The following is an 18116-nucleotide window of genomic DNA, read 5'->3' on the forward strand; positions in this document are numbered from 1 at the left end:
CGAGGTGTCGTGACCATCTACCGCCGGGATGACGCCACGGCTCCCGTTGCCGCCCCGGGTGCGCAGGGGCAGTGCCCGACGGCCGACGATCCGTTCGCAGGTGGCGGCCGCATGGGCGCGCTGATGGCCGCCTGCGACTGGTCGGCCACCCCGCTCGGCCCGCCGGAGGGCTGGCCGCCGAGCCTGCGCACCGCCGTGCGCATCATCCTGGCGTCGCGCTACCCGATGTTCATCTGGTGGGGACCGGACCTCGTCAACCTCTACAACGACGCCTACATCCCCGTGCTCGGCGCGCGCCACCCGCAGGCACTGGGGCAGCCGGCCCGGCGCATCTGGGCGGAGATCTGGCCGGTGATCGGCCCGCGTACCAACGCCGTCCTGGAACGCGGCGATGCGACGCTGGACCGCGACCTGCTGCTGCTGATGGAACGCTACGGCGTTCCGGAGGAAACCTACTTTACCTTCTCCTACAGCCCGCTGCCGGGTGATGCCGGCGGCATCGCCGGCGTGTTCTGCGCCTGCACCGAGGAAACGCAGAAGGTCGTGGGACAGCGCCGGCTGGCGCTGCTGCGCGACCTGGCGGCAGGCATGGCGCGGGCGCGCACCGTCGACGGAGCCTGTGCCGCCGCCGCCGCGGCGCTGGCCGCCGACCGCCGGGATCTTCCCTTCGCCCTGCTCTACCTCGCCGAGGGGGACAGCTTCCGCCTGGGCGCGCGGGTCGGCCCGGACGCCGACCATCCCGCCTGCCCGCCGATGGTGACGGCCGGCGGCGGGACGGCGGCACCATGGCCGCTGGAGGTGGTGACGGTGTCCGGCACGGCCGTCGTGGTGGAAGACCTTGACGCCCGCTTTCCCGGGCTGCCCGCGGGCATCGGCGATCACCCGCCGCGCTCCGCCCTGGTCCTGCCCCTGGCCGGCTCGACGCGGGAGGAACGGGCGGGGGCGCTGGTGCTCGGGCTGAGCCCGGTGCGCCCCCTGGACGAGGAATTCCGGGGCTTTGCCGACCTGGTGGCCGGCCATGTCGCGAGCGCGCTCGCCTCCGCCCGTGCCCACGAGGAGGAGCGCCGGCGCGCCGAGGCCCTGGCGGAGATCGACCGCGCCAAGACCATCTTCTTCTCCAACGTCAGCCACGAGTTCCGCACGCCGCTGACCCTTCTGCTGGGCCCGCTGGAGGAGGCGCTGGAGCGCACGCCCGACTCCCCGTCCGCGGACATCCGGGAACACCTGGAACTCGCCCACCGCAACGGGCTGCGCCTGCTGAAGCTGGTCAACGGTCTGCTCGATTTCGCGCGCATCGAGGCCGGGCGGCTGCAGGCGGCGTACGAGCCGGCCGACCTGGCGGCCCTGACCGCCGATCTCGCGGCCAACTTCCGCTCCGCCTGCGAGCGGGCCGGCCTGACGCTGTCGATCGACGCGCCGCCCCTGTCCCGGCCGGTCCATCTCGACCGCGACCTGTGGGAGACGGTGATCCTCAATCTCCTGTCCAACGCCTTCAAGTACACTCTGGCGGGCGGGATCACCGTCACCGTCCGCGAGAGCGGCGACGGCGCCCGGGTGTGCGTGCGCGACACCGGCATCGGCATCGCCGCCGCCGAGCTGCCGCGCCTGTTCGAACGCTTCCATCGGGTCGAGGGCGCGCAGGGCCGCAGCCAGGAGGGCAGCGGCATCGGCCTGGCCATGGTGCGCGAGCTGGTCCGCCTGCACGGCGGCACCATCACGGTGGACAGCACCCCCGGCCGCGGCAGCGCCTTCACGATCACCCTGCCCTTCGGCACGGCCCATCTCCCCGCTCCGGCCGGACGCGACGGGACGCCGCGTCCCGTGGCCGCCGCTCCCGTCCGGGCCGGCACCTTCGTCGAGGAAGCGCTGCGCTGGCTGCCCAACGGCGGACCGGCCGGGCGCCACACCGGCTCCCAACCGGCACCGGGGCCGGCAGCCGGTAAGGCGGCGGGTGGCCGCGTGCTGCTGGCCGACGACAACGCCGATATGCGCGGCTACGTCACGCGCCTGCTGGACGGGATGTACGAGGTCGAGGCGGTCGCCGACGGCGCGGCGGCACTGGCCGCGGCGCGCGCGCGCCGGCCCGACCTGGTGCTCAGCGACGTGATGATGCCGGGGTTGGACGGCTTCGCCCTGCTGGCGGCCCTGCGCGCGGATCCGGCGACCCGCGACGTGCCGGTGGTCCTGCTGTCGGCCCGCGCCGGAGAGGAGGCGCGGGTCGACGGGCTGGATGCCGGGGCCGACGACTACCTGACCAAACCCTTCACGGCGCGCGAACTGGTCGCCCGCGTGCGCTCCAACCTGGAACTGGCGCGCCAGCGGCGCAACGCCGCCGAGGCCATCCGCGCCAGCGACGCCCGCTTCGCCGCGGTGGTGGAGCAGGCCAGCGCCGGGCTCAGCCAGATCGACGCGGACGGCCGCTTCATCACCGCCAACGACTATTTCTGCCGTCTTGTCGGCATCGGACGCGACGCGCTGCCGGGTGTGCGCATGCAGGATCTCACCCACCCGGACGACCATGCCCACAGCCTGCCCCCGTTTGCCCGGGCGCTGCGCGACGGCAGCCCCTACGTGGTGGAGAAACGGTTCGTGCGCCCGGGCGGCGGTGTGGTCTGGGTGGAGAATTCGGTGACGGTCCTGCGCGACGGCAAGGGGCGGATCGACCGCCTGCTGGCCGTCACCGTCGACATGACCGAGCGCAAGCGCGCCGAGGCCGCATTGCGGGACAGCGAGGAGCGGCTGCGCCTCGCCGTGGGGACGACGGGGCTGGGCATCTGGGACTTCGACCCGGTGTCCGGCCGCCGCCGCTGGTCGGACGAGTTCAAGCGCATCATCGGCATCCCCCTGGACCGGCCGGCCGATTACGACCTGTTCGCGCGGCTGATCCATCCCGACGACCGTGAGGTGACGATCGCCCGCTACCAGGCCGCCTTCGCGCAGGACGGTGACCGGCTGCACGAGGACGAGTTCCGCATCCTGCGTGCCGACACCGGAGAGGAGCGCTGGATGCAGGTGCGCGGGCGTGTGCACCGGGACGCCGGAGGAGCGCCGGTGCGCGCGGTCGGCACCCTGCTGGACATCACCGAGCGCAAGCGGGCCGAGGAGCGGCAGAAGCTGCTGCTGGCCGAACTGAACCACCGGGTGAAGAACACCCTGGCCACCGTGCAGTCGGTGGCGCAGCAGACGCTGCGCGGGGCGGCGACCCCCGATGCCTTCATCGACACCTTCACCGGCCGCCTGCTGGCGCTGAGCCAGGTGCACGACCTGCTGACCCGCGAGTCCTGGCACGGTGCGTCGCTGAACGATGTTGTCCGCCGCACGCTGGCACCTTACATCGCGAAGGACGGGCACCGGATCGCCGTGGGCGGGCCGGAGCTGCGCCTCGGTCCCAACGCGGCGGTGACGCTCAGCATGGTGTTCCACGAACTGACGACCAATGCCATGAAGTACGGCGCGCTGGCCGGAACCGATGGGCGGATCGCCATCGCGTGGCGGATGGACGGGAGCGCGGTCGACCTCACCTGGACCGAAACCGGCGGCCCGCCGGTGTCGCCACCGTCGCGGCGGGGATTCGGTTCACGCCTCATCGAACGCGGCGTTGCCCGCGAACTCAACGCCTCCGTCAGCCTTGACTTCGCCGCCGGCGGTGTGATCTGCCGCATGCGGTTGCCGGTATCCACAAAGGTGATGCTTCCATGACCGCCGACGAACGACTTTCCGGCCTGCGCGTCCTCCTGGTGGAGGACGAGGCGATGGTCGCCATGATGCTGGAAGACATGCTGGGTGACCTCGGCTGCCGGATCATCGGCCCCGCCGCCAGCGTCGCCGCGGCCCTCGAACTGGCCGCCGATCCGGCGCTGGACGGCGCCATCCTGGACGTCAACGTGGGGGGCGAGCCCATCTATCCCGTGGCGGAGGCCCTGACGGCCCGCGGCATCCCCTTCGTCTTCACCACCGGCTACGGTGCTGCGGACATCGACGCCCGTTTCGCCGATGCGCCCGCCCTTCAGAAACCCTTCAGTCCGCCCAGCCTGTACGACGCCCTCGCTGACGCCGTCGCCGCCCGGCGGCGATAGCGCCGCCTTGCGGACGGGGGCGGCAATCAGCCGCCTCGGCGCCGGTCATTTCAATGCACCCCCGGCCGTTTGGGCCGATAGCGGAGCTGGTCGATGCGGTCGATCAGCTCCCCCACAGACACCGCATCGTCGAGCCGTCCTCCGTGCGCAAGCCCCTTGGCGTAGGCGGCGAGCGCGCCGATCACCGCGCGTTCGTCGCTGACGCCGTGCACCGGCTGTCCGGCACGGTCCACGATCAGCACGCCGAGTGCCGCCAGCGCCTCCGCCACGTCGTTCACGGCCTGCACCAGTTCGCCCTCGTCGTCCTCGGCCACGCAGAGCACCGGCTCCAGCACATCGGCCAGCGAAGCACCTTCGGTCGACCAGCTCATGCTTGCACACTCCGGGAGGCTCCCGTCCGGGAACACTCCTTCCTCCGTTGATCCGTGACCGGCCGGGGCCGGTTGTCCTCTGGAAGAACAGGTGGCGGGGCCTTTGGTGCCACGGACGGACGGGGGTGGCCCGGTCGGGCGGGTTGCGCTGGATCAATGTCGCTGCACCGCACCCATCCCTAGACTTCCGCAACCAAAAAAGTACCCGGGAGGAACGCGCATGTTCCAGGTACGCATCCACGGGCGCGGCGGACAGGGGGTGGTCACGGCCGCCGAGATGCTGTCCGTCGCCGCCTTCAGGGAGGGCCGGCACGCCCAGGCTTTTCCCAGTTTCGGGTCCGAGCGGACGGGCGCCCCCGTCGTTTCCTTCTGCCGCATCGCCGACACCGAGATCCGCGCGCGGGAACCCATCCGGGTCCCCGACGCCCTGATCGTCCAGGACCCCACCCTCTTCCACTCCGTCGACGTCTTCCAGGGCCTGCCCGACACCGGGTATGTGCTGGTGAACACCGGTCTCGGCTTCGACGGGCTGCATCTGGCCGACGTCATGGCCCGCTTTCCCAAGGGGCACGCCCGCTGTGTCCCCGCCACCGAGATCGCCCGGGCCCATGTGGGCCGGCCGGTGCCCAACGCCGCCCTGCTCGGCGGTTTCGCGGCGGTCACCGGCCAGATCCACCTGGACTCGGTGCTGGCCGCCATCCGCGAGACGTTCCCCGGCCCCATCGGGGACGCCAACGCCAGGGCCGCGACCGCCGCCTACGAACACTGCCTCTCCTGAACCGGGGGACGTCCCATGCTGAAGCAGATCGAAGGCAGCCGCGCCATGGCGGAAGCCATAGCCCTCTGCCGGCCCGAGGTCATCTGCGCCTATCCCATCACGCCGCAGACCCACATCGTGGAGGGGCTGGGGGAACTGGTGCGCGACGGGCACCTGACGGGGTGCGAGTTCATCAACGTGGAATCGGAGTTCGCCGCCCTGTCCGTGGCCATCGGCGCCTCGGCCGCCGGTGCCCGGTCCTACACGGCCACCGCCAGCCAGGGCCTGCTGTTCATGATGGAGGCGGTGTACAACGCCTCCGGCCTCGGCCTGCCCATCGTCATGACGCTGGGCAACCGCGCCATCGGTGCGCCGATCAACATCTGGAACGACCATTCCGACGCCATGTCCGTGCGCGACGCCGGCTGGATCATGCTGTTCGCCGAGACCAACCAGGAAGCGGTGGACCTGCACATCCAGGCGTTCCGCCTGGCGGAGGAGCTGTCGTGCCCGGTGATGGTCAACGTGGACGGCTTCATCCTGACCCACGCGGTGGAGCGGGTGGACGTGCCCGACCAGGCCCGGGTGGACGCCTACCTGCCGCCGTTCGACCCGGTGCAGGTCCTTGACCCCGCGGAGCCCTTGTCCATGGGCGCCATGGTCGGCCCCGACGCCTTCATGGAGGTGCGCTACCTCGCCCACCACAAGCAGATGCGGGCGCTGGAGCGCATCCCCGAGCTGGCGGCGGAGTTCCGCGCCGTCTTCGGCCGCGAGTCCGGCGGGCTGGTGCGGCCGTACCGCATCGACGGCGCCGACACCGTCGTCGTCGCCATGGGATCGGTCATGGGCACCGTGAAGGACACGGTGGACGCCCTGCGCGACGCCGGCCACGCGGTGGGTGCGCTCAACCTGTGCGCCTTCCGCCCCTTCCCGCTGGACGACGTGCGCGAGGCGCTGCTGGGCGCGCGGCGGGTCGTGGTGCTGGAAAAGGCACTCGCGGTGGGCATGGGGGGCATCCTCGCCAGCCATGTGCGGATGGCCCTGCGCGGCTTCGGCAACCGGGTCTACACGCTGATCGCCGGCCTGGGCGGACGGCCCATCACCGGCGACTCCCTGGCGGACTTCCTGCGCAAGGTGGAGCGGGAGCCGCACTACGACGTCCACTTCCTCGACCTGAAGTCCGACGTGGTGGAGGCGGAGATCGCCCGCATGGAGCGCACCCGCCGCGCCGGACCGATCGCCGAGAACGTCCTGCGCCGCGTCGGCGCCGGCCGCGCGTCGTGAAGGGGGAGCATCGGCCATGACTCAGACCGTCAAGTTCTACCAGACCGGCACGCTGACCGTCGGCAACCGCCTGCTCGACTCCGACAAGCGGACGGTGCAGGCATCCCGCAACCGCTCCAACGCGCTGACCTGCGGCCACCGCGCCTGCCAGGGCTGCGGCGAGGCGCTGGGGGCGCGCTACGCTATCGACGCGGCCATGCGCGCCGCCAACCGCGACCTGGTGTGCGTCAACGCCACCGGCTGCCTGGAGGTGTTCACCACGCCCTATCCCGAAACCTCGTGGCAGGTGGCCTGGCTGCATTCCCTGTTCGGCAACGCCGCGGCGGTGGCGTCCGGCGTGGCAGCGGCCATGCGGGTGAAGGGCAAGGCGACCCGCGTCATCGCCCAGGGCGGCGACGGCGGCACCACCGACATCGGCTTCGGCTGCCTGTCCGGGATGTTCGAGCGCAACGACGACGTCCTCTACATCTGCTATGACAACGAAGCCTACATGAACACCGGCGTGCAGCGCTCCAGCGCCACGCCGCCGGCGGCGCGCACCGCCACCACCCCGGCGGTGGGGGCGGCACCGGGCAACGTCTTCGGCACCGGCAAGAACCTGCCGCGGATCGCCATGGCCCACGGCATCCCCTATGTGGCCACCGCCACGGTCGCCGACCTGCACGACCTGGAGGCCAAGGTGACCCGGGCCATGGGCCTGCACGGTGCGCGCTACATCCACATCCTGGTGCCCTGCCCGCTGGGCTGGGGGGCGGCCAGCCACGACACCATCCGCCTGTCGCGCCTGGCGGTGGAGAGCGGCCTGTTCCCCCTGTTCGAGGCGGAGCACGGAGAGGTCACGGCCACCACCCCCATCCGCCGGCGCGTCCCGGTGGCGGAGTATCTGAAGCCCCAGAAACGCTTCGCCCATCTCTTCCGGCCCGATGCGCCCGGGGCGCAGGAGGCGCTGGACCGCCTGCAGGCCATGGCCGACGCCAACATCCGCCGCTTCAACCTGCTGAGCGCCGAGGAGGCCGTGCGATGACCGAGCATCCCTTCGCCATCACGCTGGACGCCGGCACCTCGCTGGCCAACCGCACCGGCTCGTGGCGCACCTCGAAGCCCGTCTACGCCGACCACCTGCCGCCCTGCAACGCCCGCTGCCCGGCCGGGGAGAACATCCAGGGGTGGCTGTACCACGCGGAAAGCGGCGACTACCGCGCGGCGTGGGAGGTGCTGATGCGCGACAACCCGCTGCCCGCCATCATGGGCCGCGCCTGCTATCACACCTGCGAGGACGCCTGCAACCGCGGCCGCCTCGACCAGGCCGTGGGCATCCACGCGGTGGAGCGCTTCCTGGGCGATCTGGCCATCCGCGAGGGCTGGCGGGTCGAGCCGGGCCCGCCCACGGGCAAGCGCGTGCTGGTGATCGGCGCCGGCCCGTCCGGCCTGTCGGCCGCCTACCACCTCGCCCGCATGGGCCACACGGTGACCATCGCCGACGCCGGGCCGAAGCCCGGCGGCATGATGCGCTTCGGCATTCCCCGTTACCGCCTCCCCCGCGAGGTGCTGGACGCCGAGGTGGAGCGCATCCTCGCCATGGGGGTGGAGCTGCGTCTGAACACCGCCATCGACGACATTCCCCGCGCCATGGCCGAGGGCGGGTATGATGCCTGCTTCGCCGCCATCGGCGCCCATCTGGCGCGGCGGGTCGACATTCCCGCGGTGGCGGCGGGGCGCATCCTGGACGCCGTGTCGGTGTTGCGCGGCATGGAGACGGGGGCCGAGCCGCCGAAGCTCGGCCGCCGGGTGGTGGTCTACGGCGGTGGCAACACCGCCATCGACGTGGCCCGCACCGCCCGGCGCCTGGGTGCCGAGGAGGCGCTGATCGTCTACCGCCGCACCCGCGAGATGATGCCGGCACACGATTTCGAGGTGGAGGAGGCGCTGGAGGAAGGGGTGCTGGTGCGCTGGCTCAGCACCATCCGGCGCATGGACGAGGGCTCGCTGGTGGTGGAGCGGATGGAGCTGGACGACACCGGCTGGCCGCGGCCGACCGGCGAGGTCGAGACCATCGAGGGCGACACCCTGATCCTGGCGCTGGGCCAGGACGTGGACACCACGGTGATCGAGCGGGTGCCCGGGGTGGAGGTCAACAAGGACCGCACCATCCGGGTCGGCCCCGACCTGCAGACCGGCCACCCCGGCCTGTTCTGCGGCGGCGACATGGTGCCGTCGGAGCGCACGGTGACCGTTGCCGTCGGCCACGGCAAGAAGGCGGCGCGCCACATCGACGCCTATCTGCGCGGCGCACCGCAGGAGTCCGCGCCCAAGCACGCGGTGGCCGGGTACGATCGGCTGAACACCTGGTACTACACCGACGCCCCGCGCACGGTGCAGCCCGTCCTCGACGCCCTGCGCCGGCAGACCACCTTCGACGAGGTGAAGGGCGGCCTGGACGAGACCACCGCGCTGTTCGAGGCTCGGCGCTGCCTCAGTTGCGGCAACTGCTTCGAATGCGACAACTGCTTCGGCGTGTGCCCGGACAACGCCGTGGTCAAGCTGGGCCCGGGCAACCGCTTCCGCATCGACTACGACTTCTGCAAGGGCTGCGGCCTGTGTGCCGCCGAATGCCCCTGCGGCGCCATCGACATGGTGGAGGAGGAGATCTGAAGGACGGGTACTGTCTGATCGGGACGCCGCTGCTTCGAGCCCCCACCCAACCCTCTCCCATCTTCGACGGGGGAGGGCTTCATACCGGAGACAACGGGGATGATCCCGGACCGGTGAAGCGCCTACACCCGCCCCGCACCCCGTCCGGCGGACGCGACGTCGGCGTTGAAGCCTTCGGCGACCCGGTCGTTGCCACCGGAGGCGAGGCACAGCGTCACGTTGATCGCCGCGAGGATGGTGTGGTCGATCTGATCGGGCTGTCGATTGTAACGCTTGATGGCAAGAAGAGCGCGGGTAACGGACGCGGCCATTTCCGTGAACTCCGTCGGTCCGGGATGGACAGTGCCAACCGTCTTAAGACCGATGGACTTAACCGGAGGTAAACAGGCCACCCTGTTCTGCCGGCATACTCCCTTTCCGCAGAGCCTCAATCTGCCCGGCGGTGCCGGGCGAGGTAAAGCGGTGTGCGCGACTTGGGAATCTTGAAGACGAAGTTGTACCGCGCGACGTGGTAGCTGGGGTCGAAGCCGTAGAAGTTGAGGTGCATGCGTTCCAGCTCTTCCTCGCGGTAGCGCTCCAGCGGCTTCTCCGCCTCGTCGGCGGCGCGGCGGCGGCGCTTTTCGGCCAGGAGCTCGGGCAGCACCGGGTCGGCCGCCAGAGCCTCGGCGCGGGCGCGGACGCCGGCGCGGAAATCCTCCACGGTGGTCCCGAACGCCTCGTCCACCAGGCCCCGGCGCACGGCTTCCGGCGCGCCCATGGGCAGGCGCGCCTCGGTCACCGCGCGGGCGTGCTCCGCTCCCACCCGGCGCGGCAGCACATAGGTCCAGTATTCCGAGCCGTAAAGGTTCCCCATGCCCCGGTAATGCGGGTTCAGCACCGCGCCGCGGCGCGCCCACACCCGGTCAGCGGCCAGCGCCAGGAAGACGCCGCCGGCCCCGGCGTTGCCGGCCAGGGCCGACACGGTCAGCGTGTCCCCGGCGGTCAGCACCGCCCGGGCCACGTCGTTGATGGCGTTGATGGTCCGCCAGGATTCGTCGGCCGGGCTGTCCGCCGCCTCGATGAGGTTGAGGTGGATGCCGTTGCTCCAGAAATCCGGGCCGCCCATCAGCACCAGCACCCGGGGGGCCCGCCGCAGCGCCGTCCCCAGCGCCGCCAGCAGGCGGGCGCACTGCCCGGCGCCCATGGCGCCGTTGTAGAAGGGGAAGTGCAGATAGCCGACCCCCGCCGACTCCTCGTACCACACGTCGCGGTGGTCACCGTCCACCTCGGGCAGGCCGACGGCGGCGTCGCCCAGCACCATGGCGGCGGGAAGCTTCAGCGTCGGCGCCGCGGGGTCGGCGGAGCGCCGCTTCATGTGGCCGATCCACACCGCGCCGTCGACGGTGGCGCGGCACACCGCGCCGTGGTGCTGCGCCAGCAGGGCGCCCGGCGGGCCGGTCAGCCGGCTTTCCGGATGGGCGTCGAACAGGTTGACGTGAAGGCCGGCGACACGGTCCCGCACCCCGGGCACGCCGTCGGCGCTGCGGATCTTGCGCAGCACCGTGGCGGTGTCGTCGGCGGCCCAGTCGATGGCGCGGGAGGACCACGGCAGGACCGGGCGGGAGCGCACCGCCGCCGGGTCCACCGGCATCGGCGCCCCGCCGCCGGTCAGGCGCTCCAGCGCCTGCATCACCGCCGTCACCGCAGCCTCCGTCACCTCGCGGCGGTAGAGGCCGGCCTTGGCGGCGTCGCGCATGGGGAAGGTCTGCGACGCCCACACCGGGCCGGCGTCGAACTCGCCGTCGGCCTGCAGCACGGTGACGCCCCAGCGCTCCGCCCCCTCCAGCACCGCCCAATCGAGGGACGAGGGGCCGCGGTCGCCGGGCGGACCGGGGTGGACGATCAGGCAGGGCACGCGGCGCCACACGTCTTCCGGGATGGCGCGCTTCAGAAAGGGGGCGAGCACCAGGTCGGGGCGCACGGCGGCCACCGCCTCGCGGGTGACGGCGTCGTTGACGTCGAACTCGATGGTGAGGTCGTGGCCGCGCTCCGCCAGTTCGACGAACAGGCGCTGGGCGAGGCTGTTGAACGCGTGGACGAGGAGCAGGATGCGCATGGCTCAGGCCGCCCCCGCGCGCCGGTCGCGGAACCGCCCGTAGGTGTAATGGGCGGCGCACGCCCCTTCCGCCGAGACCATGCAGGACCCCATGGGGTTGTCGGGGGTGCAGCCCGTGCCGAACAGGACGCAGTCCGTCGGCGTCTTCAGACCACGCAGGATGGCGCCGCAGGCGCAGCCCTTGTGGTCGGGCACCGAGGCGTTGGCCGTGGCGAAGCGCCGCTCGGCGTCCCAGTCGGCATAGGCGGCCTTGATCCGCAGGCCACTGTACGGCACCCGGCCGAGACCGCGCCATTCGAACGAGCGGCGCAGCTCGAACACCTCCGCCACCAGGGCCTTGGCCTTGGCGTTGCCGTCGCGGGTGACGGCGCGGGTGAACTGGTTCTCCACCTCCGCCCGGCCCTCGTTGATCTGGCGCACCAGCATCAGGATCGCCTGCATGACGTCCAGCGGCTCGAACCCCGCCACCACGACCGGCTTGCGGTATTCCTCGGCGAAGTACTCGTAGGGGCGGCTGCCGATCACCGTGGACACGTGGGCCGGCCCGATGAAGGCGTCCAGCGGCACGGTGCCCAGTTCGCGCACCTCCGGGCTTTCCAGGATGTTCTGGATGGCGGAGGGCGTCAGCACATGGTTGCAGAGAACCGAGAAGTTGGCGATGCCGCCGGCGCGGGCCGCCCGGAGCGCCACCGCCGTGGGCGGCGTCGTCGTCTCGAAGCCGATGGCGAAGAACACCACCTGCCGGCCGGGGTTGGTTTCGGCGATGCGCAGGGCGTCCATGGTGGACAGCACCATGCGCACGTCGGCCCCCGCCGCCTTGGCCTTCAGCAGCGACAGGCGCCCCGATCCCGGCACCCGCAGCACGTCGCCGTAGGTGCACAGGATGGTGTCGGGCTGGCGGGCGATGGCGATGGCGTCGTCGATCCGCCCCACCGGAAGCACGCAGACCGGGCAGCCCGGCCCGTGGATCAGGCGGACGGCGGGCGGCAGCAGGTCGGGGATGCCGTAGCGGGCGATGGCGTGGGTATGGCCGCCGCAGAACTCCATGATGTGATAACGGCGATCCGGCCGCACCGCCGCGCGGATCGCCCCGGCCAGGCCGCGGGCGAGTGCGGCGTCGCGGAACTCCTCGACATACTTCATGGGCGACATCCGATCTCCGGCGGCAACGAGACCATACCCTGCCTGCCGCGGCCACGCCCCGCGTTGATCCGCGTCAACGGCCGCGCACCACGCTCCACGCCGTCAGGACGATGAACAGGCCGATCGCCGCGGCGTTGGCCGCCCCGCCCCACTGGCGCAGCATCAGGTCGTCCGCCAGCACGCCGGCGGTGCGCATCGCCACGCCCAGGTGCAGGGCGACCAGCGGCAGGTAGAGGCGGCGGCCGAAGGGCACGGCCAGGCGCAGCACGGCGGGCAGGATGATCGGGGCATGGCCGAACACCATGGCGAAGACGAACCCCAGCATGACCGCGTGCAGCACCGCATCGTACAGCGGCCCGGTCGCCGGCGCGGCCGATGCCAGGGCAATGAGGCCGCCGGCCAGCAGCCCGCCGTAGCCGGAGAGCAGGCACAGGGCCACGAAGCGCGGCAGCCCCGGCATCCGCACGGTCTGCCGCGCCACGTCGAAGCGCACCAGCCACAGGGCCAGCGCCGCCAGACCGACGCCCGTCAGCCGCAGCCCGGCGTCCGGCGCCACCGTCGCCAGCACGGCGCCGGCCACCAGCGCCGCCACCGTCACCGCGAAGGCCGGCGCCGCCCGGCGGTCCGGCGGGCGAAAGCGGCTCAGCTCCAGCCGCTCGCCGGCGATGGTCAGCACGAGGAACAGCATCCACCACGTCACGGCGGCCGTGGCCGGCCATCCCGCCAGCCACAGCCCGTTGCCGACCAGCCAGCAGGCCGCACCCCCCGCCATGGTGGCGGTGAAGCCCGCCGGCTGCTGCCGCCACACCCACAGCGAGGCAGCCAGCAGGATGGCGGCGGCAAGCGTCAGCAGCGCCGCCCCCGCCGCCTCCGGCCCGCCCGTCACCAGCAGAATCCCGCCCGCCCCCGAGGCCAGCGGCCCCGCGAACACCGGCCACCGGCCAAGGGCGGCGGCCCGTTCCAGCCCGATCACCGTGCCGAAGAAGCCGGAGACCATCAGCGGCCCGTGCAGCAGCGCAGCACCATCGTGGGGCAGCGGCAGCGCCCAGCCCATCCGGGCCAGGCCGGCCAGCACGCCCACCACCAGCGACGCGGCCCCGAGGGCCAGGAGCGGCAGGCGGCGCGCCCGCAGGGCGGCGGCGGTCATGGCCTCACGCCTCCGGCCAGCCGAGCCGCCGGCGGGCCGCGGCGGATATGCGTTCGGGCGCCCACGGCGGGTCGAGGACCAGCGTCACCGCCACCCCCGTGGCGTCGGGAACGGCGGCGCGGATGGCATCCTCCGCCGTCGCGCGCATGAACTCGCCCAGCGGGCAGGCGGGCGAGGTCACGGTCAGGCGCACGGACACGGCCCGGTCGTCGTCCACCGCGATGCCGTACACCAGGCCCAGATCCACAACGTCGATGCCCATTTCGGGGTCGATGACACCGCGCAGGGCGTCGCGGACGGCGTCGGTCAGGGTGGCGGTGTCGTTCATGGCGGATCTCCTTCAGGCGTCGCCGGTCCGGTAGGCGATGCAGCGCTCGCACACGGTGCCGGTGACGTCGCGCTCCAGGTGGGCGGCGCGCAGATCCCGGAAGCGGGCGCCGTTCCAGGCATCGCGGAACGGGGTGGTGGTGAGGTCGCCCATGTCGAAGCGCCCGTCGTGATCGAAGCAGCAGGCGGAGAGCTTGCCGTCATAGGTGACGTGGCCCTCGGTGAACACCGCCCAGCAGGGCAGCGGATCCCGCAGCGCGCCGACGCGGCCGATGTTTCCGGCGACCGGCGTCGTGCCGCCGGCCCCCGCGGTGAAGCCCGCCTGGTTGTAGAGCGGCAGGTAGTAGTGCTCGTCCACGTAGGGCAGGATGGCGTCCACGGTGCGCTGCATGCGCTCCTTCTGCTCCCCGTCGTAGAGGATCGACGAGGCGTAGAGCCCGCAGCGATGCCCGGTCTGCGCCAGCACGGCGTCGCGCACGGCGCGCGCCTCCTTCAGGTTGGCGATGACCCGGTCGAAGGCGTCGACGCGGGTGATCTCCTTGTATTGCCGGGCATCGGCGGCGTTGATGGAGAACTTCAGGCTGTCCAGCCCCGCCTCCATGCAGGCCCGCACCTTCTCCGGCGACGCCATGCGGCCGTTGGTGGTCAGGAAGACATAGGGATAGCCGCAGTCCCGCTTGGCCACCGCGACCGCCTCGGCCAGGCGCGGGTAGAGCATCGATTCGCCGAGGTAGAACAGGCCGATCTCCTCGACCCCGGCGGCCCGCATCTCGTGCAGCAGGCGGACCAGCAGGTCCCGGTCGATGTCGGCGCGGTCGCGCAGCTTGTACCCCGTGGCGCAGAAGAAGCACTGCAGGTCGCAACGGGCGGTCAGCTCGATCTTGACGCTGCGCGGCGGCGGCGGTGCGGCGGTAAGGTACGCCTGCGGGATCGCCGTGATGGCGTCGACGCGCCGGGTAATCGAAGACATGCCGTTCGCTCCGGACCGAAAAACCATGGTCTGTCCATAGCCGACACGGGGGCCGGCCGGCTTTGATCACGGTCAAGGGGCCGGAACGCTTCGGGCCCGCGGGCATTGAGGTGGCAGACCGGGCACGCCGAGGACCCGCCATGCTCGACACCGCACCCGCGCACGCGGCACCGCCCTCCCGCCTCCGGTGGGCCGGATTCCTGTTGGGCTTCGCCATCGGCGGGTTCTTCGACGGAATCCTGCTGCACCAGATCCTGCAATGGCATCACCTGCTGTCGGCGGTGGAGGGTGCCGCCTTCCGGGACATCCGGGTCCAGATCCTGGCCGACGGGCTGTTCCACGCGATCATGTACGTCGTCGCGGCGGCGGGCCTGTGGCTGCTGTGGCGCAGCCGCCGCGCCTTCGCCGGGCCGGGCGCCGATCGCCGGCTGTTCGCTGACGCCCTGATCGGATTCGGCGTCTGGCACGTGGTGGACGGCATCCTGTCCCACTGGATTCTCGGCATCCACCGCATCCGCATGGAGTCCGCCAGCCCCCTGCTGTGGGACCTGTTGTGGTTCGTGGTGTTCGGCGTGCTGTTCATCGCCGCGGGCCTGTGGCTGCACCGCCGAGGCGGCACCGATGACAGCGGCGGCGGTGATCGCCGCACCCGGCGGGCGGCACCGGCGGCCCTGGCGGCGGCCGTGCTGGTCGCCGGTCCCCTTGCCGCCCTGCCGCCGCCCGACGTCACCATCCACATGGTGCTGTTCCGTCCCGGCACCGCCATGACCGACGTGGCGGCGGCGGTGGATGCGGTGGACGGGCGGCTGGTGTGGGGGGATGGGTCCGGGCAGTTGTGGGCCATCGACGTCGGCCCCGGCGGGTCGGTCCGGCCTCTCTACCGCCATGGCGCGCTGCTGGTCAGCAACGGCATTCTGCCGGCGGGCTGCTTCGACTGGCTGAGGGTGTGACGCGGCAGCGCGGCCGGCGATCTTGATCCTGGTCAATTCGTCGCAGGATCGCTATCCGGTATGGTCCGCATCCAGATCCCGCCACCAGGTCCGCGACATGCCCGACGGTACTCCGTTCAAATCCGCGCCGGAGCAGGCCCCCCTCTACGAATCCCACAAGAAGATCCACCCGCGTGCGGTGTCCGGCCGCTTCCGCCGCCTGAAATGGTCGGCGCTGGGCATTCTGCTGGCGATCTTCTTCGTGGTGCCGTGGCTGCGCTGGGACCGCGGGGCGGAGGCGCCGGGCCAGGCCGTGCTGTTCGATCTGGAGCAGGCCCGCTTCTTCATCTTCGGGATCGAGATCTGGCCGCAGGAGATCTATTACCTCACCGGCCTGCTGATCATCGCCGCCGTCGGGCTGTTCCTGGCCACCGCCCTGGCCGGGCGCATCTGGTGCGGCTTCGGTTGTCCCCACACCGTGTGGACCGACCTGTTCATCCGGATCGAGCAGTTTTTCGAAGGCGACCGGGCGGAGCGCATCCGCATGGACAAGGCCCGCTGGTCCCGGCGCAAGCTGATGCGCAAGACCGCCAAGCATGCCTTCTGGGGTGTGGTGTCGCTGGTGTCGGGCTTCGGCTTCCTGGCCTACTTCACAGACGCGCCGACCCTGGCAGCGGACATGGCGACGCTGAACCTGTCGGGCAACGCCCTGACGTTCCTCGGCCTGTTCACGGTGTCCACCTACACCATGGCCGGCTTCGCGCGCGAGCAGATGTGCAAGTACATGTGCCCGTGGCCGCGCATCCAGTCGGCCATGCTGGACGAGCACAGCCTGGTCGTCACCTACCAGCCGCTGCGCGGCGACACCCGCGCGCCCAAGCGCAAGTCGGAAAGCTGGGAACAGCGTCAGGCCCGCGGCTATGGCGACTGCATCGACTGCGCGCAATGCGTCCAGGTCTGCCCGATGGGCATCGACATTCGCGAGGGCGCCAACGCCGACTGCATCAACTGCGGCCTGTGCGTCGACGCCTGCGACAAGATCATGGACTCGGTCGGCCGTCCGCGCGGCCTCATCGCCTTCGACACGCTGGCCGGCCAGGCCGCCGCCGCGCTGGGGCCGGCCGCCGCTCCCGGGCCCGCTGCCGCGCCGGCGGCGGCAACCGGCTGCGGGGCCGGCGGCGGTTGCGGGACCGGCGGCGGCTGTGCCGTCGCAGCCCCGGGGTACCGGGTGCCGCTGATCCGCGCCCGCGTGGTGGTCTACCTCGTGGTCATGATCCTGGTGGGTGCCCTGATGACGGTGACCTTCGCCAACCGCGCCCGGTTCGAGGTGTCGGTGCTGCGCGATCGCGCCCCGCTGTACGTCACCTTGCAGGACGGCTCCCTGCGCAACGCGTACACCTTCAAGGTCGCCAATAAGACGCGCGACAGCCGCGCGTACACCCTGGCGATCAGCGGGCTGACCGGGGCCGATCTGGCCACCGCCGGCGACGGCGACACGAACGGACCGGTCACCATCGAGGCCGATCCCGACAGCGTCGCCACCTACCGCGTCTATGTGACGGTACCGCCGGGGTCGGTCGGCGCCGCCTCCACCCCGCTCACCTTCACCCTGACGGAGCGGGTGCGCGGCGACACGCAGACCTACACCTCCGTCTTCCTCGCCCCCCACGATTGACGTCCCGGCAGGAGTCCCGGCCATGACCACGCCCGGCAGCGACCGGCCCTTGCGCATCGGCATCGTCACCGTGTCGGACCGCGCCAGTCGCGGTGTCTACGAGGACAAGGGCGGCCCGGCCATCCGGGCGGAGCTGGAGCGCATCATCACCTCCCCGTGGGAGCCGGTGGCCCGCCTCATCCCCGATGAATTCGAGGTCATCGCCGCCACCCTGGCGGAGCTGACGGACGCCGAAGGGTGCGACCTGGTCGTCACCACCGGCGGCACCGGCCCCGCCCCGCGCGACGTGACCCCGGAGGCGACGGAGAGCGTGTGCGCGAAGATGATGCCCGGCTTCGGGGAGCTGATGCGCACCGTCAGCCTGGCTGTGGTCCCCACCGCCATCCTGTCGCGCCAGACCGCCGGCATCCGCGGCACGGCGCTGATCCTCAACCTGCCGGGCAAGCCGTCGGCGATCCGCGATTGCCTGATGGCGGTGTTCCCCGCCATTCCCTATTGCCTGGACCTGATCGGCGGCGCCCGGATCGACACCGATCCCGCGGTGTGCGCCGCCTTCCGGCCGAAGGCCTGACCCCGCAGGGACGCACCGGCCGTCGGGGTCAAAGACCGCACGCCGGTTATGGATTGTTCATACCCCAACCGCTAAGGTTGGCATACAATCCGTGCGTTCCCTCAATCCTTCGCTGACCG

General features: G+C 71.7%; 16 protein-coding genes. 9 read left to right on the forward strand and 7 right to left on the reverse strand.

Going from position 1 to position 18116, the window contains the following annotated elements:
• The first annotated feature begins 9 nt into the window (after window positions 1-9).
• Both G472_RS0129235 and G472_RS0129240 read left to right on the forward strand, forming a co-directional pair.
• Complete coding sequence (locus tag G472_RS0129235; protein WP_156927300.1) at window positions 10-3699, forward strand: PAS domain S-box protein; 3690 nt, start codon at window positions 10-12, stop codon at window positions 3697-3699.
• Window positions 3696-4076 (forward strand): response regulator, encoded by a 381-nt coding sequence (locus tag G472_RS0129240; protein ID WP_029011231.1) that lies wholly within the window; start codon window positions 3696-3698, stop codon window positions 4074-4076. Before G472_RS0129235 ends, G472_RS0129240 begins: the two co-directional genes overlap by 4 nt.
• A gap of 50 nt (window positions 4077-4126) precedes the next feature.
• Here the strand turns inward: G472_RS0129240 and G472_RS0129245 are convergent, their stop codons facing one another.
• Entirely contained in the window at window positions 4127-4447 is a 321-nt protein-coding gene (locus G472_RS0129245; protein ID WP_029011232.1) for a hypothetical protein, read from the reverse strand.
• A 220-nt stretch (window positions 4448-4667) separates the two neighbouring features.
• Between G472_RS0129245 and G472_RS0129250 the strand changes: the two genes are divergently transcribed.
• The 4 genes from G472_RS0129250 to G472_RS0129265 are packed head-to-tail and all read left to right on the forward strand — an operon-like array spanning window position 4668 to window position 9140.
• Complete coding sequence (locus G472_RS0129250; protein WP_029011233.1) at window positions 4668-5225, forward strand: 2-oxoacid:acceptor oxidoreductase family protein; 558 nt, start codon at window positions 4668-4670, stop codon at window positions 5223-5225.
• 15 nt (window positions 5226-5240) lie between these two features.
• Entirely contained in the window at window positions 5241-6488 is a 1248-nt protein-coding gene (locus tag G472_RS0129255) for a pyruvate ferredoxin oxidoreductase (RefSeq protein WP_029011234.1), read from the forward strand.
• Window positions 6489-6504: 16 nt separating this feature from the next.
• Entirely contained in the window at window positions 6505-7512 is a 1008-nt protein-coding gene (locus G472_RS0129260; protein ID WP_029011235.1) for a thiamine pyrophosphate-dependent enzyme, read from the forward strand.
• A complete protein-coding gene (locus G472_RS0129265) occupies window positions 7509-9140 on the forward strand; it encodes an NAD(P)-binding protein (RefSeq protein ID WP_029011236.1) in 1632 nt (543 codons plus the stop codon). Before G472_RS0129260 ends, G472_RS0129265 begins: the two co-directional genes overlap by 4 nt.
• 122 nt (window positions 9141-9262) lie before the next feature.
• On the opposite strand, the gene G472_RS0129270 is transcribed toward G472_RS0129265, so the two are convergent.
• The 6 genes from G472_RS0129270 to G472_RS0129295 all read right to left on the reverse strand — a co-directional run bounded on the left by G472_RS0129270 (window position 9263) and on the right by G472_RS0129295 (window position 14822).
• Window positions 9263-9451: a hypothetical protein gene (locus tag G472_RS0129270; RefSeq protein WP_029011237.1), complete on the reverse strand. Its 189-nt coding sequence runs from the start codon at window positions 9449-9451 to the stop codon at window positions 9263-9265.
• A gap of 116 nt (window positions 9452-9567) precedes the next feature.
• Window positions 9568-11235 (reverse strand): hydrogenase maturation protein, encoded by a 1668-nt coding sequence (locus G472_RS0129275; protein ID WP_029011238.1) that lies wholly within the window; start codon window positions 11233-11235, stop codon window positions 9568-9570.
• Window positions 11236-11238: 3 nt separating this feature from the next.
• On the reverse strand, window positions 11239-12378 hold the full coding sequence (gene hypD / locus G472_RS0129280; RefSeq protein ID WP_029011239.1) for a hydrogenase formation protein HypD: 1140 nt from the start codon (window positions 12376-12378) through the stop codon (window positions 11239-11241).
• Window positions 12379-12451: 73 nt separating this feature from the next.
• On the reverse strand, window positions 12452-13525 hold the full coding sequence (locus tag G472_RS0129285) for a hypothetical protein (protein ID WP_035694183.1): 1074 nt from the start codon (window positions 13523-13525) through the stop codon (window positions 12452-12454).
• Window positions 13526-13529: 4 nt separating this feature from the next.
• A complete protein-coding gene (locus G472_RS0129290; RefSeq protein ID WP_029011241.1) occupies window positions 13530-13853 on the reverse strand; it encodes a metal-sulfur cluster assembly factor in 324 nt (107 codons plus the stop codon).
• A gap of 12 nt (window positions 13854-13865) precedes the next feature.
• Complete coding sequence (locus tag G472_RS0129295) at window positions 13866-14822, reverse strand: radical SAM/SPASM domain-containing protein (protein WP_029011242.1); 957 nt, start codon at window positions 14820-14822, stop codon at window positions 13866-13868.
• A 140-nt stretch (window positions 14823-14962) separates the two neighbouring features.
• On the opposite strand from G472_RS0129295, the gene G472_RS0129300 reads away from it, so the two are divergent.
• The 3 genes from G472_RS0129300 to mog all read left to right on the forward strand — a co-directional run bounded on the left by G472_RS0129300 (window position 14963) and on the right by mog (window position 17997).
• Window positions 14963-15772: a DUF2243 domain-containing protein gene (locus G472_RS0129300; protein ID WP_051341560.1), complete on the forward strand. Its 810-nt coding sequence runs from the start codon at window positions 14963-14965 to the stop codon at window positions 15770-15772.
• A gap of 97 nt (window positions 15773-15869) precedes the next feature.
• Complete coding sequence (gene ccoG, locus G472_RS0129305; RefSeq protein ID WP_029011244.1) at window positions 15870-17426, forward strand: cytochrome c oxidase accessory protein CcoG; 1557 nt, start codon at window positions 15870-15872, stop codon at window positions 17424-17426.
• 22 nt (window positions 17427-17448) lie between these two features.
• The gene (gene mog / locus G472_RS0129310; RefSeq protein ID WP_029011245.1) at window positions 17449-17997 is read left to right on the forward strand and encodes a molybdopterin adenylyltransferase; all 549 of its coding nucleotides are present in this window, start codon (window positions 17449-17451) and stop codon (window positions 17995-17997) included.
• Window positions 17998-18116 lie beyond the last annotated feature (119 nt).

Source organism: Azospirillum halopraeferens DSM 3675, assembly GCF_000429625.1.
In the GTDB taxonomy this organism is placed as follows: Bacteria; Pseudomonadota; Alphaproteobacteria; order Azospirillales; family Azospirillaceae; genus Azospirillum; species Azospirillum halopraeferens.